This is a genomic window from Paenibacillus sp. F4 (assembly GCF_002894905.1).
Taxonomy (GTDB): Bacteria; Bacillota; Bacilli; order Paenibacillales; family Paenibacillaceae; genus Paenibacillus; species Paenibacillus polymyxa_B.
In genome coordinates this window covers 95756-118511 of the sequence record NZ_POVS01000006.1, presented here as the reverse complement: position 1 = coordinate 118511, position 22756 = coordinate 95756, and the positions used below count along the sequence as shown (strand labels likewise).

General features: G+C 44.6%; 26 protein-coding genes. 12 read left to right on the top strand and 14 right to left on the bottom strand.

All coding sequences use genetic code 11. The features are described from left to right. Window position 1 precedes the first annotated feature (1 nt). Window positions 2-2290: a GDYXXLXY domain-containing protein gene (locus C1T21_RS03080; RefSeq protein ID WP_180984551.1), complete on the top strand. Its 2289-nt coding sequence runs from the start codon at window positions 2-4 to the stop codon at window positions 2288-2290. A gap of 147 nt (window positions 2291-2437) precedes the next feature. Here the strand turns inward: C1T21_RS03080 and mmuM are convergent, their stop codons facing one another. After that, window positions 2438-3385, bottom strand: coding sequence for a homocysteine S-methyltransferase (mmuM, locus tag C1T21_RS03075; RefSeq protein WP_103047165.1), 948 nt, complete (start codon window positions 3383-3385; stop codon window positions 2438-2440). A 334-nt stretch (window positions 3386-3719) separates the two neighbouring features. On the opposite strand from mmuM, the gene C1T21_RS03070 reads away from it, so the two are divergent. Together C1T21_RS03070 and C1T21_RS03065 are read left to right on the top strand one after the other, a co-directional pair. Continuing rightward, window positions 3720-4775, top strand: a complete 1056-nt coding sequence (locus C1T21_RS03070) for an AEC family transporter (RefSeq protein WP_103047164.1) — start codon at window positions 3720-3722, stop codon at window positions 4773-4775. A 17-nt stretch (window positions 4776-4792) separates the two neighbouring features. Then, window positions 4793-5812 (top strand): 2-hydroxyacid dehydrogenase, encoded by a 1020-nt coding sequence (locus tag C1T21_RS03065; protein WP_103047163.1) that lies wholly within the window; start codon window positions 4793-4795, stop codon window positions 5810-5812. Window positions 5813-5867: 55 nt separating this feature from the next. Here the strand turns inward: C1T21_RS03065 and C1T21_RS03060 are convergent, their stop codons facing one another. Both C1T21_RS03060 and C1T21_RS03055 read right to left on the bottom strand, forming a co-directional pair. Beyond that, entirely contained in the window at window positions 5868-6605 is a 738-nt protein-coding gene (locus tag C1T21_RS03060; protein ID WP_103047162.1) for a response regulator, read from the bottom strand. Then, window positions 6602-8251 (bottom strand): ATP-binding protein, encoded by a 1650-nt coding sequence (locus C1T21_RS03055; RefSeq protein ID WP_146032470.1) that lies wholly within the window; start codon window positions 8249-8251, stop codon window positions 6602-6604. Before C1T21_RS03055 ends, C1T21_RS03060 begins: the two co-directional genes overlap by 4 nt. Window positions 8252-8477: 226 nt before the next feature. Here C1T21_RS03055 and C1T21_RS03050 point away from each other — a divergent pair, with 226 nt between their 5' ends. Beyond that, window positions 8478-8660, top strand: a complete 183-nt coding sequence (locus tag C1T21_RS03050) for a DUF2524 domain-containing protein (protein WP_103047161.1) — start codon at window positions 8478-8480, stop codon at window positions 8658-8660. Window positions 8661-8757: 97 nt separating this feature from the next. Here the strand turns inward: C1T21_RS03050 and C1T21_RS03045 are convergent, their stop codons facing one another. From C1T21_RS03045 to rlmN, 3 genes are all read right to left on the bottom strand, one after another. Then, on the bottom strand, window positions 8758-9690 hold the full coding sequence (locus tag C1T21_RS03045; protein WP_103047160.1) for a dihydroorotate dehydrogenase: 933 nt from the start codon (window positions 9688-9690) through the stop codon (window positions 8758-8760). Further along, on the bottom strand, window positions 9671-10372 hold the full coding sequence (locus C1T21_RS03040; protein WP_103047159.1) for a dihydroorotate dehydrogenase electron transfer subunit: 702 nt from the start codon (window positions 10370-10372) through the stop codon (window positions 9671-9673). The genes C1T21_RS03045 and C1T21_RS03040 overlap by 20 nt, the downstream gene beginning before the upstream one ends. A 139-nt stretch (window positions 10373-10511) precedes the next feature. Continuing rightward, on the bottom strand, window positions 10512-11609 hold the full coding sequence (rlmN, locus tag C1T21_RS03035; RefSeq protein WP_103047158.1) for a dual-specificity RNA methyltransferase RlmN: 1098 nt from the start codon (window positions 11607-11609) through the stop codon (window positions 10512-10514). Window positions 11610-11925: 316 nt separating this feature from the next. Between rlmN and C1T21_RS03025 the strand changes: the two genes are divergently transcribed. Then, entirely contained in the window at window positions 11926-12795 is an 870-nt protein-coding gene (locus tag C1T21_RS03025; protein ID WP_103047157.1) for an AraC family transcriptional regulator, read from the top strand. A 92-nt stretch (window positions 12796-12887) separates the two neighbouring features. Here C1T21_RS03025 and C1T21_RS03020 read toward each other — a convergent pair whose 3' ends face one another. Next, entirely contained in the window at window positions 12888-13793 is a 906-nt protein-coding gene (locus tag C1T21_RS03020) for a LysR family transcriptional regulator (protein WP_103047156.1), read from the bottom strand. A gap of 156 nt (window positions 13794-13949) precedes the next feature. On the opposite strand from C1T21_RS03020, the gene C1T21_RS03015 reads away from it, so the two are divergent. Beyond that, window positions 13950-14690: an SDR family NAD(P)-dependent oxidoreductase gene (locus C1T21_RS03015; RefSeq protein WP_103047155.1), complete on the top strand. Its 741-nt coding sequence runs from the start codon at window positions 13950-13952 to the stop codon at window positions 14688-14690. A gap of 88 nt (window positions 14691-14778) precedes the next feature. On the opposite strand, the gene C1T21_RS28535 is transcribed toward C1T21_RS03015, so the two are convergent. From C1T21_RS28535 to C1T21_RS03005, 3 genes are read right to left on the bottom strand one after another with little or no spacing between them, the layout of a single operon-like run. Further along, on the bottom strand, window positions 14779-14964 hold the full coding sequence (locus tag C1T21_RS28535) for a DUF2798 domain-containing protein (RefSeq protein ID WP_483874460.1): 186 nt from the start codon (window positions 14962-14964) through the stop codon (window positions 14779-14781). Beyond that, on the bottom strand, window positions 14951-15124 hold the full coding sequence (locus C1T21_RS27195; RefSeq protein ID WP_180984540.1) for a hypothetical protein: 174 nt from the start codon (window positions 15122-15124) through the stop codon (window positions 14951-14953). The genes C1T21_RS28535 and C1T21_RS27195 overlap by 14 nt, the downstream gene beginning before the upstream one ends. Before the next feature lie 5 nt (window positions 15125-15129). Then, complete coding sequence (locus C1T21_RS03005; RefSeq protein WP_103047154.1) at window positions 15130-15480, bottom strand: winged helix-turn-helix transcriptional regulator; 351 nt, start codon at window positions 15478-15480, stop codon at window positions 15130-15132. Window positions 15481-15641: 161 nt separating this feature from the next. Here C1T21_RS03005 and C1T21_RS03000 point away from each other — a divergent pair, with 161 nt between their 5' ends. Next, the gene (locus C1T21_RS03000; RefSeq protein ID WP_103047153.1) at window positions 15642-16193 is read left to right on the top strand and encodes an NAD(P)H-dependent oxidoreductase; all 552 of its coding nucleotides are present in this window, start codon (window positions 15642-15644) and stop codon (window positions 16191-16193) included. A 32-nt stretch (window positions 16194-16225) separates the two neighbouring features. Next, window positions 16226-16936, top strand: a complete 711-nt coding sequence (locus tag C1T21_RS02995) for an SDR family oxidoreductase (protein ID WP_103047152.1) — start codon at window positions 16226-16228, stop codon at window positions 16934-16936. Window positions 16937-17052: 116 nt separating this feature from the next. On the opposite strand, the gene C1T21_RS02990 is transcribed toward C1T21_RS02995, so the two are convergent. Continuing rightward, a complete protein-coding gene (locus tag C1T21_RS02990; protein ID WP_258012347.1) occupies window positions 17053-17781 on the bottom strand; it encodes a YheC/YheD family protein in 729 nt (242 codons plus the stop codon). A 280-nt stretch (window positions 17782-18061) separates the two neighbouring features. On the opposite strand from C1T21_RS02990, the gene C1T21_RS02985 reads away from it, so the two are divergent. The 4 genes from C1T21_RS02985 (at window position 18062) to C1T21_RS02970 (ending at window position 20663) form a co-directional block, all read left to right on the top strand. Next, window positions 18062-18607, top strand: coding sequence for a glutathione peroxidase (locus tag C1T21_RS02985; protein WP_103047150.1), 546 nt, complete (start codon window positions 18062-18064; stop codon window positions 18605-18607). Window positions 18608-18739: 132 nt separating this feature from the next. Continuing rightward, window positions 18740-19318 (top strand): TetR/AcrR family transcriptional regulator, encoded by a 579-nt coding sequence (locus C1T21_RS02980; protein WP_103047149.1) that lies wholly within the window; start codon window positions 18740-18742, stop codon window positions 19316-19318. Window positions 19319-19349: 31 nt separating this feature from the next. Continuing rightward, window positions 19350-20090: an SDR family oxidoreductase gene (locus tag C1T21_RS02975; protein WP_103047148.1), complete on the top strand. Its 741-nt coding sequence runs from the start codon at window positions 19350-19352 to the stop codon at window positions 20088-20090. 36 nt (window positions 20091-20126) lie between these two features. Next, window positions 20127-20663: a Crp/Fnr family transcriptional regulator gene (locus C1T21_RS02970; protein WP_103047147.1), complete on the top strand. Its 537-nt coding sequence runs from the start codon at window positions 20127-20129 to the stop codon at window positions 20661-20663. Here C1T21_RS02970 and C1T21_RS02965 read toward each other — a convergent pair. From C1T21_RS02965 to C1T21_RS02955, 3 genes are all read right to left on the bottom strand, one after another. After that, on the bottom strand, window positions 20596-21117 hold the full coding sequence (locus C1T21_RS02965; RefSeq protein WP_081330704.1) for a DinB family protein: 522 nt from the start codon (window positions 21115-21117) through the stop codon (window positions 20596-20598). The two genes, C1T21_RS02970 and C1T21_RS02965, sit on opposite strands and share 68 nt — an antisense overlap. Window positions 21118-21184: 67 nt before the next feature. Further along, entirely contained in the window at window positions 21185-22129 is a 945-nt protein-coding gene (locus C1T21_RS02960) for a helix-turn-helix transcriptional regulator (RefSeq protein ID WP_103047146.1), read from the bottom strand. 109 nt (window positions 22130-22238) lie between these two features. After that, window positions 22239-22595: a nucleotide excision repair endonuclease gene (locus tag C1T21_RS02955; protein ID WP_103047145.1), complete on the bottom strand. Its 357-nt coding sequence runs from the start codon at window positions 22593-22595 to the stop codon at window positions 22239-22241. Window positions 22596-22756: the final 161 nt, after the last annotated feature.

Sequence of the window (22756 nt, the reverse complement as noted above, 5' to 3'; positions counted from 1 at the left end):
CATGCTGCGATTCAATGCGATACGTACGGGCTATCTGCTGGGCATCTCTCTGATACTGGCCGCAATTATTTATTTTTTCGCCTCCAATTGGGGCGGACTGGATCGGACAGTCAAAATTGTACTGGCTGCTGCGCTTATTGTTCTGTTCTATGGCTTGTCTTTTGTATTTGCACGGATACGCGCTGTTCCCGGTCAACAAGCTTTTCTGTCTAATATGTTTTTGGTGGCTGGCTGTATAGCCTTTGGCGTTTCTGTAGCATTGCTCGGTCAAATTTACAATTCCCATGCCGACAGCTACGGATTGTTTTTCATTTGGTCGGTGCCGGCTCTACTGCTTAGCTGGATTACTCGCTACAATCCTTTTTATATGCTGTCTTATGTACTAATTCACCTTGGTTTGTGGCTTTATTTTTACCCTACGATGCAAAGTGCATCTTATAGCGAACTGGAATCGTTGTCCATTGCCGGAGTGTTCGCACTGGTTAATCTGTTGTTGTTCCTATTGACGTTCCTTCATCGTATACATTCTGCTCCACTACAATATATGAGCTTTACTGTTTTTCATATAGCGATGTTGGCGATGACCAACTCTTTTGCATTTGATGGGTATGGCCTGGTCATGAATATACCGCATATCGCTGTGATTGCTTTAGGATTTTATATATTTATCAAGGTACGGCTGAATAAAACGCTACTGACCTTGAATGCTTTGGCGCTCTCCGCTTTTGCTGTCTTTAAATTTATAGAGCTGGCAGAGGCTTACTACTCATCTCTGTTTTTTGTTTTTGGTTTGATTTTTGTGGCGCTGCTGCTGACCGGTAACGTGTGGTTTTTCCGTTATTTGAATCGTTTGGGGAAAACACCGCCGGAAACAGGGGAGATATTCAATAGGGAAGACGGGGATATCGCAAAATCCGATGCGGAGACGACCGTTCCCGAGGAGCGTGGCAGTGAATGGATCAGCAAAACCGTATCCCGTGTAATCAAAGTGGTTGGAGTGCTGATCGGTAGTATATCTCTCATCGGATTGATTATGATTAGCACGAATGTAAACCACACCGAATATGTACTGTTGGTTGTGTCGTTGCTGCTTATGATTTTGATGATTGTCATACCGGAATCCAAGCTGGATTCGGTAATACGTTACACCCTGCTGACCATTAGCTATATTACAGGCTTGGCGGCCATTCTATGGTCAGATCAGTCGCTGCTTTCGGTATTATTTCTGATCGTTTCCATCGCTGGATGGTTTCGCTCCAAGGGGAAAAGGCAGTTGTTTTTTGCCTACACCTTTGTAAACCTGAATCTGGCGACCATTTTATTTCAGCAGTATCAGGAGTGGGATGGTTGGAACTGGACCTATAAGTTCATCATCTTCTCTCTTTTTATCGTCAATGCCGTGTTATATGGGGTAAGTTACTTTAAATTCAAGACGGAGTTAAAAGAACATCTGCGGAATAGCTCATTATTTTTCAGCTTGCTGTTCCTGTTTTGGGCGACGTTTTTCGAGGATGTCGTTCCACACTCTTATATGTTCATTAACATTTTTTATTTTGTTATCGTTACCGGGATGATCTTTGCCTTTGCCCGTCTGAAGCAAAAATCGGAGACCATCATGAGCGTTGTCTTCTGGTTTATTTTTATCGGCTTCAAATACTATGATTTATTGTGGACGCTACTGTATAAATCTTTTACGTTGGCGCTACTGGGGGTCATTGCGCTCGGAATTACCTGGTGGGCGGATCGGCGAGTGGCCCATAGCGGCAAAGCAGCATTCGATGCCGACCACCGCAGCTTTAGCTTCATGCGCTTAAGCCCGTTACTCATCGCTATTGTCATCGTGCTACAGCTGGGGATCATCGGCTATCAGACGGCGAGAAGTGAAACCCTGCTCGCCACAGGGGCTTCCATTAAGCTCAAACTGGCTCCTATAGACCCGCGCTCCCTGCTGCAAGGCGATTATGTGGCACTGAATTACGACATATCTACCCCGCCTTCCAAGACCCCTCTTCAGGAGGAGGAATGGAGCCGAGGCAAGGTCAAAGTCGTTCTCACACCAGATAGCCAAGGAGTATACGTCGCGGATCGCCTATATCAAGAAGGTGAAAAACTTACCAGTCATGAGGTCGTTCTAAATGGACAATGGTATGGTTCTCGTATTCTGTACGGTATTGAGAATTATTTCATCCCTGAGGGAACCGGACGTACTGTAGAACAGAACGCACATTTTGCCCATATTCGGGTGAGCCGCAATGGGGACGCGCTGCTGGAACGTTTGGCAGAAAGCTGACCGGATCGGCGAAGGTAGTAAACAAAGCAGGCTGAACCAAGCCCCTCCGTTACTGGAGCACAACTTGGTTCAGCCTGCTTGTCTTTTTCGGACCATCCAGTTACCTCTTATAGATAACCTTTATCCCTACCCTACGCTTATCCTCGTTTATACATCTCTCGTCCATGATGCTATTTCCTCAATATCCAGCGGCTGAGTCCGGCAACAACCGCCAATCAGACGAGCTCCCGCTTCATACCATTGGCGGGCACTTTGTCCGAACGTCTCTGTACAAGTGCTGCCGTGCCATGTCTTGGTGACCGGGTCATATTCCTCCCCCAGATTGGGATATACCACCACCGGCTTATCCGTGTGGCTGCGTATTTCGTGAATAAGCGATGGAACGAATTTCGGCAAAGTGCAATTGATTCCTACAGCAGCCACTTGCTCATGCCCATTCAGCCACTCAGCACATGCTGCGGCAGACTCACCATTGCTGATATGCTGTCCATCCTTTGCACTAAAGCTGATCCAGGCATACGTGCCAGGGAATTCCTTCAGCAATCGGGCAATGGCCTTGGCTTCAACCAGACAGGGTATCGTTTCACAAGCTAAAATATCTGCTCCCGCCTCAATCAGAGCTTTCATACGCGGCCTGTGAAACTCCACTAGCTGTTCCTCGCTCAGCTTGTAATCGCCGCGATACTCTGACCCATCTGCCAAAAACGCCCCGTAAGGGCCAACAGAGGCCGCGACTAGCGGCTTGGGACGATGTCGCTGACTTGCAGTAGCCAGCACGTCAGCCCAAAACTCATCGCGTGCCTGCACAGCAATCCGCACCGATGATTGAATCAGCTCCAGCGCCTCATTTTCGCTTAGGCCCCGTTTTACATAGCCTTCAACGGTAGCCTGGTAGCTCGCAGTAATCGCACAGTCTGCCCCAGCCTCAAAATAATCCCTATGTACACGCTTGATCGACTCCGGGTGCTCATGGAGGATTTTAGCTGACCATAAGCTATCGTTCAGATCATGTCCATGACGCTCCAGCTCGGTCGCCATTGCGCCGTCCAGCACGATCAGCTGAAATTCGTCCAGTATATGTTGTATCGGATTCATGCGGCCCCTCCTGCTCGTCTTTTCTATTTAACCCACTAATCAAGTGGGTTTTAATGATTTACATTATAGCACGAATGTTGATGAGCACTCACAAAGCCAAGAAATAATCATTCCGTGAAGATGTCCCCTCTCGTTTCATTTGCCATCTGAGGTAATGTATAAATTTTTTAAATTAGTTTCATAAGTTAAATTAATTAGATATTGTTCTTTTTTTCACAAAGTCATTTTACTATAAAAGTGCAAACCAACACTTTGGCCAAAAGATCAGGGAATTGCATCGTCACATTTTGCATCGGTATATATGTGAAAAAAGGTACAAGAGAGGGTTTTATCTATGTCTTTACTAGAAATGATTACAGCGACCTTAACAGATAACAAAATTGTCAGCTCTATCGCTTCCACCGTTTTTATTATCCTTCTTGGTTTCTTTTGCCGTAAAAAGGGGATTTTTAACGCAGCAGTAGGAAAGATGCTATCCAAGGTTGTTTTAACCGTGGCTCTACCAGCACTAGCCTTTAATTCTTTCATGCAGGATATTAATCCTACAATGTTAAAACAAGGTATGAATGTTTTAATATGGGGAGTTCTAATTTATATTATTCTCATCTTTATTTCAAAACCGTTCTTCCTGAGTTACAACAAGGATAAACAGGATGTTTTGCGGGTGTTAACCATTTTCGGTTCTACGACTTTCTTCGGGATTCCAATTGTCGGAGCCATTTACGGCCCTACCGGAGTGATGTACAGCTCCATTTTTAACATAGGGTACCGCATTTTCTTATACTCCTATGGCTATATCAAAATGAGCGGTCTGAAAATGGAGCTTAAAAATCTCAAAACCATGTTTATGAATCCAATCGTTATCGCCACGTTTCTAGGCTTGTTTGTTTGGTTGTTTCAAGGTTATTTGCCACAGATGAGTGTAGCTACTGAGGATGGGGCCATTCAGCAGTTCGCCTTTCTAAGAATTGATCAAACCGCTGTCTGGCTGTTCAAGCCCATGACCTACCTTGCTGGACTAGCTTCTCCGTTAGCCTGGTTATCGATTGGCTCGACATTAGGGGAAATCAGCTTCAAGTCGGCAGCTACGGATAAGACCTCTTGGTATTACAGCATAGTTAAGGTTTGGCTTGTACCTATTGTTAACATCGTCTTGCTGGCTTTGTTGACTGTATCTCATATTCTGTCAGTCGATTCTGTCGCTTTAGCTACTATTGTCATCATGATGGCTACTCCTACAGCTACCGTAGCCGCAGCCTATGCCATCAGTTTTGATAAGGAAGCCATATTAACTTCTAATGCATCGCTTCTATCTACTATCACTTCTGTCGTCATGATTCCAGTGTGGATCATTACGCTCAATGTCATTGATAAAATTGGTATTTTCTAAATCAGGGGGAAAACAACATGTTAAAAATCATTTGCTATGGTGTCCGTTCTTATGAGACACCCTATTTCCAGGATCTCAATAAATATAACTTTCAACTAACGCTGGTCGAAGAGTTGTTAACCACCAGCAATGCAGAATTGGCGCAACACCACGATGCCGTTCTGCTAAGAGGAAACTGTGCTGCCAATCGGGAAAATATCACGAAATTCAATGAATACGGCATTCAATATGTCTTCACCAGAACAGTCGGAATCAACCACATTGATTTGGATGCCTGCAGCGAATTCGGAATGAAGGTGGCACGCGTGCCATCCTACTCTCCGAATGCCATCGCCGAGCTCTCCTTGACCTTAGCGATGATGCTGTTCCGACACACCGCTTATATGACTACCAAAAGCTCGTTCAAAAATTTTATTGTGGATGAGCATACATTCAGCAAAGAGATCCATAACTGTAAAGTTGGGATTATCGGGGTTGGTCGCATTGGTCTGACGGAGGCCAAATTGTTTAAAGGATTAGGAGCTTCTGTTATCGGCTATGATGTGTACCAATCCGACGCAGCCAAGGAAGTCATTCCATTCACAACCTTGGATGAACTACTGGCAGAGAGCGATGTCGTTAGTGTGCATGTTCCTTATCTGCCGGGACAGAACGACCAAATGATTAATGCTGGCTTTTTAGCAAAAATGAAAAAGGGCTCTATCCTCATCAATACCTCACGTGGAGAATTACAAGATAATCAAGCCATTCTGGACGCTTTACTCAGTAATCATTTGGAGGGATTTGGGACAGATGTCTTCCCTAAAGAGGAAGAACTATTTTTCAAAGCGTTTGAACCATGGCAAATGCTCCCGGACCCAACGATCCAGAAGCTTGTGGAGCTGTATCCAAGAGTTTTGGTAACGCCTCATGCTGGCTCGAATACCGTTACGGCGTTATCCAACATGATTGAAACTAGCTACGACAACTTCCATGATATCGTTACAACTCATTCTTCAGATAACCTGGTCCCACTTCCTGTCCTCTCTATGAAATAAATAATTAGGAAGCTCGGCACCTTTGTTGAACAAAAAAAGAACCGCTATTTCCAGATTACAATGGAAATGGCGGTTCTTTTATATCAGGATTCAACTGATAGAGCATTAGCGGCCTGCCAACCTTGTGGTATTCTATCGATTCAACCAGAAAGCCATCGTCCACCAGGAACTGAATATATTTTTTTACCGTGATACGGGACAAGTCCACTTCTCTGGCTAACGTTTCAACCGAGAATGGTCCGTCCAGCTCTTGAATACTCTTCAGTATCGTGGTCATGGTCAATTTGGACAAATTTTTAGACAGGTTTTTCGATAGATTATGCGATGGATGTTCAACAGTTTTTTTCTTTTCCACACCCGCATGCTCTTCTTTATTAAAATAATGGTCAATAACAGCTTGATTAATTCCGTTCCCTTCCTCCATCACCGTGGCCAGACGCTGAATTTTCTCAACAGCCAGTCTAAAGCGTTCGAATGTAAAGGGTTTAATTAAATAGTCTGCAACACCATAAAAAACAGCTTCCTTCACCGTCTGAATATCTTTTGCAGCCGTGATTAAAATAACTGAAGCATGATACTGATGCTCCTGCATATGTGATAATAAAGTTAATCCGCTTTTTCCAGGTAAATAAACGTCCAGTAATACCAGATCCGGTGACCATTTTTGAAGGCAGTCCTGTGCTTTCTTGACGGTATCTGCCTTACATACAACGTCCAAATTGTCCATGCGCTCGATAAACTGTTGATTGAGCTCAGCAACCATCGGATCATCCTCAACAATTAGAACCTTCATTCATTTGTCACCTCCAATGTACAGGGCAACTCTACATAAATACTTGTTCCCAGACCCGGTTGGCTATCAAGCTCAATGATTCCTTGATGATTTTCCACCATGGTTTTAACCAGATTCAAGCCGTAGCCTCTGTCTTCTCCTTTGGTTGAAAATCCATGCTCGAATATTCTTTTTTGCATCTCAAAATCAATCCCCAACCCATTATCTTTCACTTTCAAAATGAATACATTTCCCTCACACTCATAGTTCAATTTCAGCTCAATTTTGCCGGGTTCTTTTTTTTGTAAGATGGAATCTATGGCGTTGTCAAAAAAATTACCCAGGATGTGTATGACATCATGAACGATATCCTGCATCTCCACATTAGAGACATTCGAGCTTTCTGCAAGAAGAACCGAAATATTCTGTTCGCGTGCTTCGTTGATTTTACCCATAATAAAACCTGCTAATGCCGGAACTTTAATTCTCTCAGTCAGAAAGCCCACCTCATCTTGATACCGGTGATTTAGCTGCTGAATATATTGACTGACCTCCGCATATTTCCTCATTTCAATCAGCCCGGATATTACGTGCATTTTGTTCATAAATTCATGGGTCTGTCCGCGAAGGGAGTTAATATAATATTTTGTACCACTTAACTGGTTGCTAAGATGGATCATCTCGGATTGGTCGCGCAGCGTTGCAACCGCCCCAAAAAACTCATTTTCAATATATATAGGGGTTACTGTCGCAATGACTTCTATACCATTCACATAAAATGAGCGATCCTTGATCTTCTTCTTATCATCAAACACTCTCTTGAAGAGCACGTTATAAAAATTGGTATCTAGCTGCTCGCCAATCGGGGCTTTCATCTCTTGGTTCGCCAGTTGGTACTTGGCCTGAGCTTCTTTGTTCATGAGCATAATTTTCTTGTCCGCCGAAATGGCTATAATTCCTTCAGCGACCTCATTTTCAATAATTTCTTTTTCGCGCAATCGTGTTGCTATCTCTTGCGGCTCAAGCCCAAATAAAATCGTTTTGATTTTCTGAGCCAGAATGATCGCGCCCAAAACTCCACTAAAGAGCCCCAGCATCAGTCCTCCAAAAATGGTATACTGCGCCTGCATCAAATCATGATTTAAGGTTCTCATGGTTAGCCCTACACATACAATGCCAATGACCTCATGCTGTTGATTAAATATCGGCGTAAAATATCGGTAACCTTTGCCCAAAATACCTATATTCTCAGAAAAATGTCCCTGACCGGATAGCGCTCTTCTGGCATCATTCAAATCAGAGAACGGTTTACCAACCATCGTTGCATTCGGATGAGATAGCCGAATTAAATCGTGGTTCAAAATGACAACAAAATCCACATTAACGTTATGCATGACTCCAAGCGAGTAGTCTTGGATCTGCTTCACAGGAGTTCCCTGCTCGACATTACGAATAACATCGTTGTCACTGGCAACCATCTTGGCAATACCCGAAAGTTTTTCCTTCGTATTATCAAAATGTTTGTTAATCACGAAATTACGAATGAGAAGCAAGGATATAATTAAAGAAATAATGATAACTAAAACAACCAAAATAATAATCATGAATTGTAGCGAAACTTTGAATTGTCGTCTCGGTTTCGACTTACTTTTTAACCGCAACCCCATCACCTAGCTTCTTTGTTAAGCTCTCCATTAGGAATAAGAGCCTATCTCTTTCCCTATAATCCCTTGTTATTCGACATCGTTTGACAATTTCCTTCTTATTCTGTAAGCTCTGCGCGCTCCACCGACAACAAACGTAGCCTTTATCTGAAATAAAACGATATGCTGAATAAGGAAAGATCAATTCTCCATAATAAGGACGTATACCTAATGAAATGGAGGATATCGGATGATTGACAATCTCGAAAGCAATTACAACTGCGCTAATGCAGGACAAGACCTTCATAAGCTCAAGCAGGAACTCGCTGCGCTTCAGGAACAAGGTGCGAACGACCAGGCGTCCGAGGAGGCCATTCATCGGCTGGAAAATCAAATTTCGTTCATCTTGAACAAGTGCGATATTAACCACTAGTTGAGCTTGATTATTTCAGTAAAATAAATAAAACCGACTTGTCTTTAAAAGACAAGCCGGTTCTATATGGATTAGTGTATGCAAAAAGGTTCCAAATTTACAAAATTCCCCGTATCTCATCCAATGACTGCACCTTTTCCCGCTGCATCCATTGTTCAAGGCCATGTACCAGCTCAGCCCCTGCATGTAAATGGACAAAGTTGTACGTTCCCACCTGAATGGCAGCGGCCCCTGCCATGGTGAATTCAATAATATCCTCCACCGAGCTAATCCCGCCCATCCCGATCACCGGAATCGACACCGCCTGTGCCACCTGGTGAACCATGCGCAAAGCAATCGGCTTAATTGCCGGGCCGGAAAGACCAGCATACGTGTTGGCGAAGACACTGCGACGCCGGCGTATATCTATTTTCATTGCAGAAAATGTATTGATCAGCGAAACTCCGTCTGCGCCTTCTTCCTCGCACATAACCGCCATCTGCGTGATGTTCTCAGCGTTTGGAGACAGCTTGACGACCAACGGAAGCGCCGTCACATTGCGCACCTGACGCACGACCTCCCGCGCTACCTCCGTCTGGATACCAAATTGCATTCCACCCTGCTTCACATTGGGACATGAAATGTTCAATTCCAGCATATCAACGCCTCTGCGGTTCATCGTGCGTCGTTTTTGCGCGTTTTCAGTAATCATCGCTACGGCCTGAACATATTCCTCCAGATTGGAACCGCCCACGTTGGCAATAACAGCCGTGTTCCAGTGAGTCATATCATCCAGCTCATCCTTCAAAAAGGCGGCAACACCCGGATTCTCCAGCCCCACACTATTGAGCATGCCCGATGCTGTCTCCTGTATTCGTGATCCCGTATTACCAGCCTTCGGATGCAGGGTTAGTCCCTTGCCGACGATGCCGCCCAATAATTCAGGAGAATAAAATTCCGCATACTCACGTCCGAATCCAAACGTACCGGAAGCCATGATGATCGGATTCTTGAACGGTACACCCGCAATATTACACGCCATGGAGATCATCGAACTCCACCTCCTCCACCGGGAATACAGGCCCTTCTTTACATACCCTCCGATTGCCTCCACGGGTGCGCATCGTACAGCCCAAACATGCGCCAATACCACAGGCCATATGTCTTTCAGTTGAAATATATAAACGGGACGACGTATCCACCGTTTTCATGGCGAGTGCTTGCAACATCGGAGTTGGCCCGCAGGAGAACATATTTGCATAGAGCGTCGGATCGACCTGTTCGACGATGCTTCCCCCTACCTTGACCTGTACAGATGCCGCCACAGCTTCGAACGCTTCAACCCCGAAGGCTTGCTGTGCAAACCCCAGATAAACGTGCGCATGTGGGTAATACTTTGCAGCCAATAGCAACGGAGCTGTACCCATGCCACCGCCGATCAAAGCCAAACTACCCTCTACCTGCGGAAAACCGTTTCCGAAAGGTCCTTCCAACTGAATCTTCTGACCAGGCTGTAATTGGGAAAACAAATTTGTCCCCTCTCCAACAACCCGGTACAAAAAGGAAATACTCTCTTCCCCGATATCATAAATGCTGATGGGTCTGGGCAGCAGTGGGTAACCTGTCCCGCTGCGCAGCATGTAAAACTGCCCCATGTTCCCTTTAAACTTTCCCTCTATTTTCATCACATAGATGCCCGGAACGAGCGCCACATTCGAAATTACGTTAGCCATATAACCCCTCCACTAACCACTCACTATAACGTAAAAGCAGCAACTATTACGTGACTATTTTCACATTTACGGGCAACGTTTCGCCCTGCTACTCGTGATATAAAAAAGCGTACTCCTGTTAGAGAGTACGCTTGTGTATTTAACTAATGGCTTCGCGCTCCGCATTGCGGCTACCCTTGGCATCCTTGCGGATTTGCTTGCTGCGTAGCTGTCCGCAAGCTGCGTCAATATCGACTCCATGCTCCAGCCGAACACTACAGCTAATGCCTTGTTTTTTCAGAACATCATAGAAGCCCGTAATCGACTCCGACTCACTCCGCTGGTATTGACTATGCTCATCCACCGGATTGTACGGAATCAGGTTTACATTGGCCAGATTACGACGATGTCCCACCAGCTCAGCCAGTTCGAGCGCATGCTCCTTACCATCATTAACATCCTTCAGCAAGATGTACTCCAGCGTAATTCGACGATTTGTTTTGTCCAAATAATAATCAATCGCCTGCATGAGTTTCTCAATCGGAATCGCCCGGTTGATCTTCATAATGCGAGTACGAATCTCATTATTCGGGGCGTGGAGGGAGATCGCCAGATTAACATGCAGATCTGAATCTGCAAATTCAATGATTTTATCAGCAAGTCCACTTGTGGAAACAGTAATATGCCGCGGCCCAATCGCTAGCCCTTTGTGATCCTTAATGACCCGAATGAAATCGGACAGGTTCACGAAGTTATCAAACGGTTCGCCAATTCCCATCACAACAACGTGACTGACCTGGTCGCCCGGACGTTCTTGATCCAGGTATAGCTGTACCTTCATAATCTGCTCTACAATTTCACCGCTGGACAGGTCACGGCTCTTTTTCAACAATCCGCTCGCACAGAAGCTGCACCCAATGTTACATCCTACCTGGGTAGTCACACATACGGATAAGCCAAACTTATGCAGCATCAATACTGTCTCAATCAAATTACCATCCTGGAGCCGGAACAAGAACTTGACCGTCCCGTCTGCTGACTGTTGCTTTACGTGTTCTTCAAGTGTTTCAATGAAAAAGTGCTCTGCCAACAGGCGAGTACAATCCTCATGAACCTCTGCCATCGCTGCAAAATCAGTAACCCGCTTCCGATACAATGCGTCCCATACCTGCAATGCCCGGGATTTCTTATGTCCATGCTCGATGAGCCATGCTGTCAGTTGATCTAGCGTTAATCCATAAATGGATTCTTTTTTCATGTTCGATCCTCTTTTCAAAACATTCAAATTCGTCTTCCTCTATATAAAACTAAGCACGCACCATTCGTCTCAACCATCATTGCATCATAGCATGTTTAAGCAATCTGCGCTATTTAAGCGCCTCTTTCATTGTCCCAAATTTTAATTATGAACACAAGGGGGCAGGCACATTGTTTCTCCAAAATTTTATCGAGAAATTATGTCTTGAAACAAAGTACAAGCCACATTAAACTAGGCGACAGAACCTGTTCGACTAGAGCACGCAAAGACAGGATTACAGATACTCCTAATGATATGATTACAACCAAGGAAGGTGATGCGGTTGGAATGGTTACTTCGGATCAAGAACGCACTGGATCTGATGGAAGAGAGAATGCAGCAGCCACTCGATATCGATGAAATTGCAAAGGCAGCCTATTCGTCTCCTTTCCATTTTCAGCGTATGTTTCATATGCTAACCGGCGTCACGGTAGCAGAATATGTGCGCAAACGTCGATTGACCTTGGCTGCTCAGGAATTGAGTCTTTCTTCCGCCAAGGTGCTGGATGTAGCGTTCAAATACGGATATGATTCCCCCGAATCTTTTTCTAAAGCGTTCCGAAAGGTACACGGTATTTCTCCCTCTGAGGCCAGAAGCCCTGGGGTGAACATGAAAGCCTTTCCACGCATCACCTTCCATCTATCGTTGAAGGGAGAACAGGAAATGGATTACAAAATTGTAGAGAAAGCGGCCTTTACGGTCATTGGCAAGTCCATTCAAGTCACCACTAAGAACGGTGATAATCTTCGAGAAATCCCAAAATTCTGGAACGAACTGAATGCGGATGGGACATCGGATCGGATTCATGCCTTGGGGACAGGCGACGATATACTCGGTATTTGTTTGGATTTCAAACATGGAGAAGAGAAACTCACGTACCTGATTGCCGCAGAAGGCAGCGAAGACGTAGCAACCGCGAATGGGCTGGAATCCAGAACCATTCCGGCTTCAACCTGGGCAGTGTTTACATCCATCGGCCCTATGCCTCACTCGATCCAAAAGGTATGGCAAAGAATTTTTCAGGAATGGTTCCCTGCCAGTAATTATGAGCATTCAGGCGGCCCGGAACTGGAAGTGTATACTATGGGAGATTCACATGCTGAAGACTACCGAAGTGAAGTTTGGATTCCGATTAAGAAAAAGTAAACAAACCGAACCGACTGCGTATCGCAGTCGGTTTTATACCGTACTGCATTTACATCATAAGGTGGCAGAAAACACAATTCCCTGCATACTCGCTACTCTAGCTTAATGCTCCCAGGCAACTCCCCAAGCTCCTGCTTCAACACAGAATATAGCCTTGAACCTGCCGGCTTTAGCGGATAGTCTGTTGCTTTGCAAAGAAGGCCGAAGGTCATATCGATCAGGCTGTCGCTTAACTCCCTCACCGCTGTTCCTGACGGAACAGGACTGACCAGAATTTGTGGCACAAGGGCAATACCCAAATCGCTTTCCACATAAAATTTCAGAGCCGTCATGCTGCCAATTTCCATCGTGTTTAATATGGTTATTCCATATTCCTTCATGACCATTTCAAGTTTGCGACGATATGGACAGGTAGCCGACGTAATAAGCAACCGTTGTCCCTGTAAATCCTCCGGCCTAATCTTTTCTTTTTCCGCAAGCGGGTGATTTTCAGGCATCAAAACTACAAAGTTCTCCTTAAATAAAGGTTCAAAATATAGCTCTGTGCCCACATCCGGTGCGGAACATAGCGCTAAATCAATATCCCCCTTGAGAACACGCTCGCTTAGAGTAGGGGTATTCCCAAACTCAACAGAAACCCGAATGTTCGGATAATGGGTTAAGAATCGTTTTAAAATTTCTGGTAGTCGGTAACTGGCAGTCGGTTCGGTCACTCCTATACGAAGGTCGCCTGCGGTTCCTCTTTGCAGATTGTCCATACTTTCCTGCAATTGCTCCATATCCTTTACAATATGTAGACTTTGCTCGTAAAACATCCTGCCCGCTTCAGTTAACTTTATTTTCTTGCCCCGTTCGATCAGTTGAATTCCCATATCGGACTCCAGCTTCTGTATTTGCATCGTCACGGTAGATTGGGCATAATTCAACTCTTCTGCTGCACGCATAAAACTCCCGTAATTCACAATCATTTGAAATGTTTTGAGTGTTTTAATGTCCATTCTCAGTCTCCTATGTGCACAATTAATTCAATTTTATTGAATTGTAAATTCAGTTAATTCAATTATACAGAACACAATACATCCTCTACAATGATACATATCAGATCATATTATTTTTCAGACGCAAGATGAACTGGATGGAAGGAGCGAATATCTATGGATTTACATCAAAAAGTAGCACTGGTTACAGGTGGAGGTACAGGAATTGGGAGAGCCGTATGTATGGCCTTGGCAAATCGAAAAGCTACGGTAGTCGTAAACTATTCCCGCTCTAAAAACGATGCAGAGGAAACTGTACGTATGATCCTTGAAAAGGGCGGACGTGCTATCGCATTACAGGCAGATGTTTCCCGAGATCAGGAAGTTCGAATTATGGTTGACCAGATTGTCCAGCAATTCGGTACGATTGATATACTCGTGAATAACGCTAGCATTACACATCACATTCCTATGGATGATCTGGAGGCAGCCACGGAAGAGGTATGGGATGATCTATTTGATGTAAATGTAAAAGGCATGTTTTACTGTGCCAGAGCCGTAGCTCCTTTTATGAAGCGTAGTAAACAAGGAGCTATCGTCAATCTGGGAAGTATAGCAGGGCAAACAGGGCTAGGTTCCTCGCTTCCCTATGCGGTATCCAAAGCGGCCATCCACGGGCTGACCAAATCTTTAGCACGAGCACTGGCACCGGATATTCGCGTCAATTGCATCGTGCCGGGAGCCGTAGCAACAAGATGGTGGGCAGGCAGGGAAGAACAAATGAAGCACCTGTTTCCTCATTTGCTCCTACAGCGCATTTCCACGCCCGAGGATATTGCCAGCATGATCTGCTCTGCTTTGGAACAGGAAGCCATGACAGGCCAGATTATTACGGTAGACAGCGGACAAACGCTGTAAAGATACTGGGACTTCTGCGTAAAAACAAGCCGCCTTCTCAGACAGAAGGCGGCTTTTGAGCTAATCGTATACCGTCGTTGACTACGTTTTAGCTTAAAGATACCGCAATTCGTGTACCTTTCACGAATTTAACAAATAAGTTCCGAACAAGCGGCCCTACAATTAAGAGCTGCAGAGGGAAAGCAATGATAAAACATAAAATAAATTGAAGAAACATTACTTTTAGAGATATTGTGCCAATCAAGTCATTTGTATATAGATTATAAAATGTCATAAATACGACCATCCCCAAGCACATCATTAAACCAAAATAAAAATCTTCTTTCTTCGTTGTTGGCAATTCCATCATCCCTTCCTTTATAGTAAACGCTTCTTTTTATATATAAGAAATAGGCATCGTTCATCTCAACGATACCTTGGAATGTTGCAGTCATATCCCTCAATGATCTGCTTTTAAATCTAAGCCAAATCTCTTCAGCTCAATAAAAACACCTTCCAGTCGCTTCCCTTTTTCCGTTAACGAATATTCAACACGCGGGGGAACCTCGGCATATACCATTCTTTCTAACAGACCGTTATCTTCAAGTTCCTTCAGGCGTAGGGAAAGCGTTTTGGGACTAATCCCCTTCATGGATTTCTGAAGTTGGCTGAATCTCAGTGTTCCTTCGATAAGCAGGTCACGGATGATTAAAAAAGTCCATTTCGTTCCGATCAAGTCAAGTGTTTGGGCAATAGGACACGGCTTGCCTGGTATTCCTTTGGTCAATTCAATAGGTTCTTGGGCGTGCATAGGAACTCCTCCAAAAAATATCTGTTAAACCCAATGGTATCACAATAGTTCCCTTTAGGAAACTATATGAATTAAATATCACTACTTCCCTAAATAAACTTACTACATATACAATATCACTGTAGCAAGTCATGTTTTCTCTAATACGAGGAGGTGAAGAGATGAAAAATATACTAATCATTAACGGTCATCAAAAATATGATTCGTCTGAAGGGAAATTGAACCAAACATTGATGGACAATATGGTGCGTCTCTTAAGTGAAGAGAACAAAATCAAAACAACGTCTGTTCAAAATGGCTATACCCTCAGCGAAGAACAAGAAAAATTTTTATGGGCGGATGTAGTCATTTACCAAACCCCCATCTATTGGTTCAGCGTTCCTGGATTATTAAAGACTTATATGGATGAAGTCTATGCTTACGGTGTATTCTTCACGGGTGCTCATAAATATGGGAGCGGAGGTTTATTAACCGACAAGAAATATATGTTCTCCACGACTTGGAACGCTCCAGAAAAAGCTTTTAATGATCCAACTCAATTTTTTAATGGCGCTAGTCTAGAAGCCGCACTCAGGCATTTGCATTCTGCACATACGTTTCTCGGTATGGAGCCTTTGAAAAGCTTTGCATGCTACGATGTTATTAAAAATCCAAATATACCTAAATTTATTGCTGATCTCGATATACATCTACAAGCCGTATTACATGATTAACAAATCCAGATGAATACTAGGAGGTAATCCATTTGCAAAACCAAAAGATTGTCATTATTGGTGGAAGCTCAGGTATCGGTTTAGAAACAGCTAAGCAAGTCATTTCGCTTGGAGCGGAAGTGGTAATCGCCAGCCGCTCGGAGGATAAATTGCACAAGGCCAAAGAAATGCTGGGCCCTCGTGCTGCAATATATGTGCTGGACACGTCAGATGAGCAGCAGGTAAAATCTTTCTTCGAAAAAGTCGGCCCCTATGACCATCTTATCGTTAGCGCGGCAGAAACCTCAGGTGGGTCATTCCTTCAGTTGGAGACGGATCAAGCCCGCAAGCTATTCGAAAACAAATTTTGGGGCCAGTATTATGCAGCTAAATACGGAGCTTCCCAACTTTCAACCGAGGGTTCCATTACCTTATTTTCAGGAGTGGTGGCATACAAGCCGATGATTGGCTCCTCTGCGCTCGGTGCTGTGAATGCAGCGGTTTCAAATCTTGGTCAAACCTTGGCGTTAGAGCTTGCTCCCATCCGCGTGAATGTCGTCTCACCCGGTATTATTGATACACCTTCCCGCAGCAAAATGCCTGAAAATACGCGTAATCAATTCTATGATACGGTCGCGCATAAGCTTCCTGTAAAGCGAGTTGGACTTGCGGAGGATGTTGCACGAGGTGTACTTTATTTGATTCAAAATCAGTTTGTGACCGGAACCGTCCTTCATGTGGATGGCGGACATATTTTAACATAAAAGCCTTCGTCTTAAATCCGTCAGTCATTTAACAAAAAAAACGGAGAACGCTCCCGCATCTTTGCTTGGGCGTTCTCCTCCTTTTCTTATCAATGAATGATTTCAAAAACTTTATCCTAATGATGAATACGACGTTTGTTTCTCAAAATGTTGCGAATCATCTTGTGATTGGGGAGCTGCCTGAACAACATATGTCCGGGATGCGGATTGGCCTCGATAATCCAGATTTGACCGCTCTTTTCAATAGCAAGATCGATGCCCAGCTCGCGAACCGGATGATTTTTATCTATCGTGTCGGCAATGATTCTAGAAAGCTCGATGATCTGGTCCAGAATCTCTTTCATTTTTATTCTGTCATTTTTAAAGACCCTTAAAAGCACTTTGGACAACGGCGCCGCATGTCCTCCCTTCCGATAGTTGGTAACGACTTTTCGAGGTGCAGCGACACGACCGGTTATTCCTGAAATGACCCATTCCGATTCCGGCTTCTGCATATACACTCTGGCATCAAAAATCGAACCTTTGTACTTGGCTAACTTAAGTCCTTGCTGTACCAAATAACGACGATGCGGTCTCCGATAAGTTCTAACTGCTTTTCTTACGGCGTGGGATCTAACGACTTTGCGACTGGAGCCACAACGAACCTCATATTTCCTCCCCAGCTTTTTCGCACGTATGATGCCAGTTCCTCCACTCCCATAATTAGGCTTGATGAAGACTGTGCGGTAGGTATCCAGCATCCGTAAAGTCCTTGCATTACTGATCCAGCGGGTTTCGGGCAAGTGAGAACGTAAAATGGGATGTTGTCGCATTTCCTTGTATTGAATCATCTTTCCAATGGGCACGAATATCCCTCGATTCTGTTGGGTTTTTGCACACATTACATGAATATGCATCTATATTCTATCTTGGTAACGGCGAATGCCACAGTTTGCTATGAAAGAGGCAAATCTCCTACTTTCTTTAAGGCGAGTCTTCTTTGATTTCAAGAGAGAAATGGACAATGTGTTCTTTGCATAACGAAGTTATTGTGAATACCTATAAAGTTGATTCCAATAATATATTAGACCAATAATAATTCTGGTTATATGATGTATTAATAATAACGTGAGGAGGAACGTTAACATGTCTATTTATGATTTTCAGGCAACCTCAATTAACGGGAAACCGATTGAATTCTCAGACTACAGAGGAAAGGTTCTCCTCATTGTAAACACAGCCAGCAAGTGTAGCTTCTCCAGTCAATTCGCTGATCTGCAGAGGCTCTACGAAAGACGGAGGGAACAAGGTTTTGAAATCCTTGCGTTTCCTTGTAACCAATTCAATGAAAAAGAGCCGGGCAGCAATTCGGAGGTTCAGGGATTCTGTCAAACTAACCATGGAGTAACCTTCCCGCTCTTTGAGAAGACGGATGTAAGAGGCTCATCTCCTCATCCTTTATTTCAATATCTGACCCAACAGGCACCGTTTCAAGGCTTCGATACCCAAACCAAAGACGGTCAATGGATGGAGGATTTCCTGCGGGATAAATATCCAGAAATATACGCTGGCGACGGTATCAAGTGGAATTTTTCTAAATTCTTGGTCGATCGCGATGGCCAGGTAAAAGGGAGATTTGAAGTAACAACGGAGCCCTGCACCATTGATCCTGTCATCGAATCGCTATTGTAATTTTTCCGTTCACTTCTTTAGATTCTTTAAAAAAAGAGTATCAAATGACAAAAATTAATATTTGTCATTTGATACTCTTTGTGTTATCCTGACTTCAAGGAGGTGACTCACACGGTACTTGACCGTGTCCCTATGGAAAAATCCTCAGATGTGCTAACCAAGGAACAGATTCTCATTGCTACTGAAGACACACTTAGGCGTTTTGGTGTAGCCAAAACCTCCGTAACCGATGTTGCCAAAGTATTGGGAGTAAGTCATGGCACCATTTACCGACACTTTAAAAGTAAAGCCGAGCTTCTTGAAGGTGTGACCGAGAAATGGCTGAATGAAAAGATTATTGGCCCGTTAACGGAGGTCTGTCAGAATTCATCTATACTAGGAACGCCACTTTTAAAACGATATATACAGACCTTGGTTGAACTCAAACAGTATTATGCCCGCGACGACGAGGAAATGTTCGAGATGTATACGAGGGTCACCGAGCAAGCCGCTGATTTAATCGACCAGCATATCGCCCACATTGTGGATCAGCTCGCTGATATCATTGCACGCGGGGACATCATATCAGATCAGCCAGCCCAACTGGCGCGTACCCTTTTCTATGCCACAGCTCGTTTTCATCATCCCGCTCATGCTTACGAATGGAAGAGTCCCGTGATTAATCAGGAGTTTTCGGATGTGTGGATGCTTTTAGAAAAAGCAATCACTTAAAATAGATAAGGGAAAGAAGGACAAAACGCATATGAAGCATTTGGACGGAAAAACAGCAATTATCACCGGGTCCTCCAGAGGGATTGGACGTGCCATTGCCGAGCAACTGGCTGATCTAGGCGCTAATGTAGTCATCAATTATGCCAGCAGTCCGGATAAAGCCCAAGAAGTCGTGGAGAGCATTATTCAAAAAGGCGGCAAAGCCATAGCACTTCACGCTGATCTGGGCAAAATGAGTGACATTGAAGCATTATTTACAAATACGATTGCTGAATTCGGTAAAGTGGATATTCTGGTTAACAACGCTGGGCTGATGATCACCCAACCTCTGGCTGAGGTAACCGAAGCTGATTTTGACAAACAATTCGCACTGAATGTAAAGGGCACTTTCTTTGCCTGTCAGCAAGCCATGAAATATATGGAGAGCTACGGAAGAATCGTGAACCTGTCCACATCCGTGATCGGACAAATGTTCCCCGCATATAGCGTATACGCAGGTACCAAGGGCGCAGTGGAGCAATTTACCCGTCAGCTAGCCAAGGAGTTCGGAAGCAAGCAAATTACGATCAACGCTGTGGCTCCCGGCCCTGTGAACACCGAGCTTTTCCAAGCAGGAAAAACCGAGCAGCAAATCGAAGGCATGAAAAAAATGAATGCTATGGGTCGGCTCGGCGAACCGGAAGATATCGCTGATGTGATTGAGTTCCTGGTCAGCGTCAAATCACAGTGGGTTACCGGGCAGACGATCCGCGTCAATGGCGGGTTCATCTAAAAGCTGGAATACATGGAATGGAGGCTGTTTACGTTCATGATATTACACAAAGGCGAGACCTTATTTCGACAAGGAGAATCCGGCCCTTTATATCACTTAAAGAGCGGCTTGTTAAAAATTGTCCGAGTCCATGAAGACGGCTCGCAAATTTTAGTTAATGTGATTGTGCCCGATGAAATCATCCCGCACCACTCCCTGATCAGCCCCAATCCTTATTATGGTACAGCGGTGGCGTTGGTAACCTCTGAGGTTGAGGTTTTGTCGCAAAAAGAATGGTATCAGGCGCTGGAGCAAGACCCAACTCAATGTCGGGCTATCGCTTTGCAGCTACAGGACAAGTTGCGCATGATGCAGCAACGAATTGACCAGCTCACCGAGGTGTCACCTGCCGAGAAGCTTCGGAAGCTTCAACGCTGGTTCCACTCCTACATCGCACCCGCCACGTTAACGGACGTGCTGACGCAGGAGGAAATCGGCCAGTTTATTGGACTGCGTCGGGAGACGATTAATCGGCTATTGCGTGCTTCAAGCGCTCCTTCTGCAAAAGATGATGACGATAATGCATCTCGATGAGCGAAAACCACTCTCCAGCATTCAGCGCGCCGAATCTGGGATGAGAGACGGTAGACGGCCCTGTTGATTTCCCAACGGTTGGCTCAATCTCTCTCATCTTGCGGATCACGACGTTTAATCCCTCCACAATTTCTTCTTTGCTAGTGGGTTGTTGGGGAGTGTACTGCGGGGATGGTGGAACTTGGATACGCATTGGTGGAAAGCTCCCCAGATTAAAAATGGCTGTGCCTGCCTCCGTTTTAACTCCTGTCTCCCCATTAGGTTGTAGACAAAGATCAATGTTCTTAAGATGCATATACAGTGCAGAGTTCACCAAATGAAGATACATTTGTCCAAGCGACCATTGACCCTCCTGAGGTGTGTACTGCAGTTGCTCCAAGCTAAAGCTGTCCAATTCAAGAAGATAGTGTTGTGCCGTTTCTTCGAAACGCTGTAATGTTTCAGTTGTATTCATATATTAATAATTGCCCCTCTCTATCAAAGTAGCTTTACTATACAAAAATGCTACTGACAGCATTATGTCAGTAGCATTTCAACATTTTTTCCACTTCCGTACGTATCCGCTCCCGGAGCGACTCAGGCTCCAGCACAACCATATCCGCACCCCATCCAAGTACCCATTGCAGTAATTCCTCCGGCTGTCTGACGCGGAAGAGTATATGCAGTCCATCTGCACGCTCCTCTATGGCCTCCATATAAAAGTTGTTCGCTTCCTTCACCTTATCTGCGATATCCAAACGTGCTAATATGCGAACAGTTACATGACGGTCATCGGTTTGCTTGTAATCCTGCAAATGAAAATCGACAGGCAACTGAAACCTGTCCTCCAGCACGATAAGCTCGTCCATACGTGACAGACGGAAATGGCGAAGCTGCTGCCGCAATTCACATTGCCCAATTAACACCCAAGAACCACGGAGCAGTACAAGACCATAAGGAGCGACCACACGCACACTTTGACGATTCCCGTCAGCCTCTGGCATTCTTTTGGAGTAGCCAAACTGTACTTTCCGTTTTTCCAATACAGCGAGACGCAGCGTTTCCAAATAGGTTTTCTCGCTATGGTTTGCTCCTTCACCCACCGCGAGCAGTCTGATGGTCGTACGCACCCGGGAGACTTCCCTGCGAACGTTCTCCGGTAAAATGGCTTCAATCTTTCTGCGGGAAGCTTGCGCCTTGATACCGTAGTCTGTATCAAATTTTTGTTCGACAAAATCCGTTCCGATTAGCAACGCCAAAGCCTCTTCTGCGGTAAAGCTCAGGGGGGGGAGGAAGTACCCCTCCATCAAGGAATATCCAATGCCCGGTGCTCCTACAATCGGTACGCCCGATTCACTTAGAGCCTGAATATCCCGATAGATGGTCCTCACACTCGTTTCGAATATGGCTGCCAAATCCTCGGCTCGTAAAATATCCTTACGCTGCAACTCTAGCAAGATCGCTAGCAAACGATCTGTTTTGTTCATACCACGGCCCCTCTCTAGAAGGATCTAAAATGCAGAAATACAAAAAAGCAATAAGGGCAGTACAGTCACTGCGACTTATTGCTCTTTTTTTCATACGGAAGTTACTCCATTACTTAAAAAATACTTTTTCGACGTTATATTTAGCCTTTTGTGAATTGATGATGTAGGTTTCATAGATTTCTCGCTCTACTGCATCTTCCACAATACAAACCTCAATAATCGATACTTCGTTTCGCTTGTCCTTGATCGGCGATACGTTATCTTCAAAATGCTTTTTGATTCTTGGTCTTAGCTTTCTTGCTTTACCAACGAACAGCAATTCCTCCTGCGCATTGTAGAACATAAAGATACCTGCCTTATCCCTAGGGATCAGGTGAAAGTCGGTAAATCCGTAAATATGGCTGAGCTCAGGGTTAACCTGTTTGGTAATCGTGATATCCGGAGTTGGAATCGTTATATTAATCACTATGTCACTTCCTCATTCTATATAGGTGTAAATATTATCACAAATCCTGCGGTAACACCATTTAATAAATCCTTGCCCCATCACAAGACAGATCGTTAGAAATTTTATGATTTACCTACTATGCGAGTAGGTTGGTTTCCGTTACAATATGTCAGTGTGAT

Coding starts and splice junctions, on each gene's coding strand:
- C1T21_RS03080 (WP_180984551.1), top strand. CDS start 2: ATGCTGCGATTCAATGCGATACGTACGGGCTATCTGCTGGGCATCTCT.
- mmuM (WP_103047165.1), bottom strand. CDS start 3,385: ATGAATCCGATACAACATATACTGGACGAATTTCAGCTGATCGTGCTG.
- C1T21_RS03070 (WP_103047164.1), top strand. CDS start 3,720: ATGTCTTTACTAGAAATGATTACAGCGACCTTAACAGATAACAAAATT.
- C1T21_RS03065 (WP_103047163.1), top strand. CDS start 4,793: ATGTTAAAAATCATTTGCTATGGTGTCCGTTCTTATGAGACACCCTAT.
- C1T21_RS03060 (WP_103047162.1), bottom strand. CDS start 6,605: ATGAAGGTTCTAATTGTTGAGGATGATCCGATGGTTGCTGAGCTCAAT.
- C1T21_RS03055 (WP_146032470.1), bottom strand. CDS start 8,251: ATGGGGTTGCGGTTAAAAAGTAAGTCGAAACCGAGACGACAATTCAAA.
- C1T21_RS03050 (WP_103047161.1), top strand. CDS start 8,478: ATGATTGACAATCTCGAAAGCAATTACAACTGCGCTAATGCAGGACAA.
- C1T21_RS03045 (WP_103047160.1), bottom strand. CDS start 9,690: ATGATCTCCATGGCGTGTAATATTGCGGGTGTACCGTTCAAGAATCCG.
- C1T21_RS03040 (WP_103047159.1), bottom strand. CDS start 10,372: ATGGCTAACGTAATTTCGAATGTGGCGCTCGTTCCGGGCATCTATGTG.
- rlmN (WP_103047158.1), bottom strand. CDS start 11,609: ATGAAAAAAGAATCCATTTATGGATTAACGCTAGATCAACTGACAGCA.
- C1T21_RS03025 (WP_103047157.1), top strand. CDS start 11,926: ATGCGGTTGGAATGGTTACTTCGGATCAAGAACGCACTGGATCTGATG.
- C1T21_RS03020 (WP_103047156.1), bottom strand. CDS start 13,793: ATGGACATTAAAACACTCAAAACATTTCAAATGATTGTGAATTACGGG.
- C1T21_RS03015 (WP_103047155.1), top strand. CDS start 13,950: ATGGATTTACATCAAAAAGTAGCACTGGTTACAGGTGGAGGTACAGGA.
- C1T21_RS28535 (WP_483874460.1), bottom strand. CDS start 14,964: ATGACATTTTATAATCTATATACAAATGACTTGATTGGCACAATATCT.
- C1T21_RS27195 (WP_180984540.1), bottom strand. CDS start 15,124: ATGACTGCAACATTCCAAGGTATCGTTGAGATGAACGATGCCTATTTC.
- C1T21_RS03005 (WP_103047154.1), bottom strand. CDS start 15,480: ATGCACGCCCAAGAACCTATTGAATTGACCAAAGGAATACCAGGCAAG.
- C1T21_RS03000 (WP_103047153.1), top strand. CDS start 15,642: ATGAAAAATATACTAATCATTAACGGTCATCAAAAATATGATTCGTCT.
- C1T21_RS02985 (WP_103047150.1), top strand. CDS start 18,062: ATGTCTATTTATGATTTTCAGGCAACCTCAATTAACGGGAAACCGATT.
- C1T21_RS02980 (WP_103047149.1), top strand. CDS start 18,740: ATGGAAAAATCCTCAGATGTGCTAACCAAGGAACAGATTCTCATTGCT.
- C1T21_RS02975 (WP_103047148.1), top strand. CDS start 19,350: ATGAAGCATTTGGACGGAAAAACAGCAATTATCACCGGGTCCTCCAGA.
- C1T21_RS02970 (WP_103047147.1), top strand. CDS start 20,127: ATGATATTACACAAAGGCGAGACCTTATTTCGACAAGGAGAATCCGGC.
- C1T21_RS02965 (WP_081330704.1), bottom strand. CDS start 21,117: ATGAATACAACTGAAACATTACAGCGTTTCGAAGAAACGGCACAACAC.
- C1T21_RS02960 (WP_103047146.1), bottom strand. CDS start 22,129: ATGAACAAAACAGATCGTTTGCTAGCGATCTTGCTAGAGTTGCAGCGT.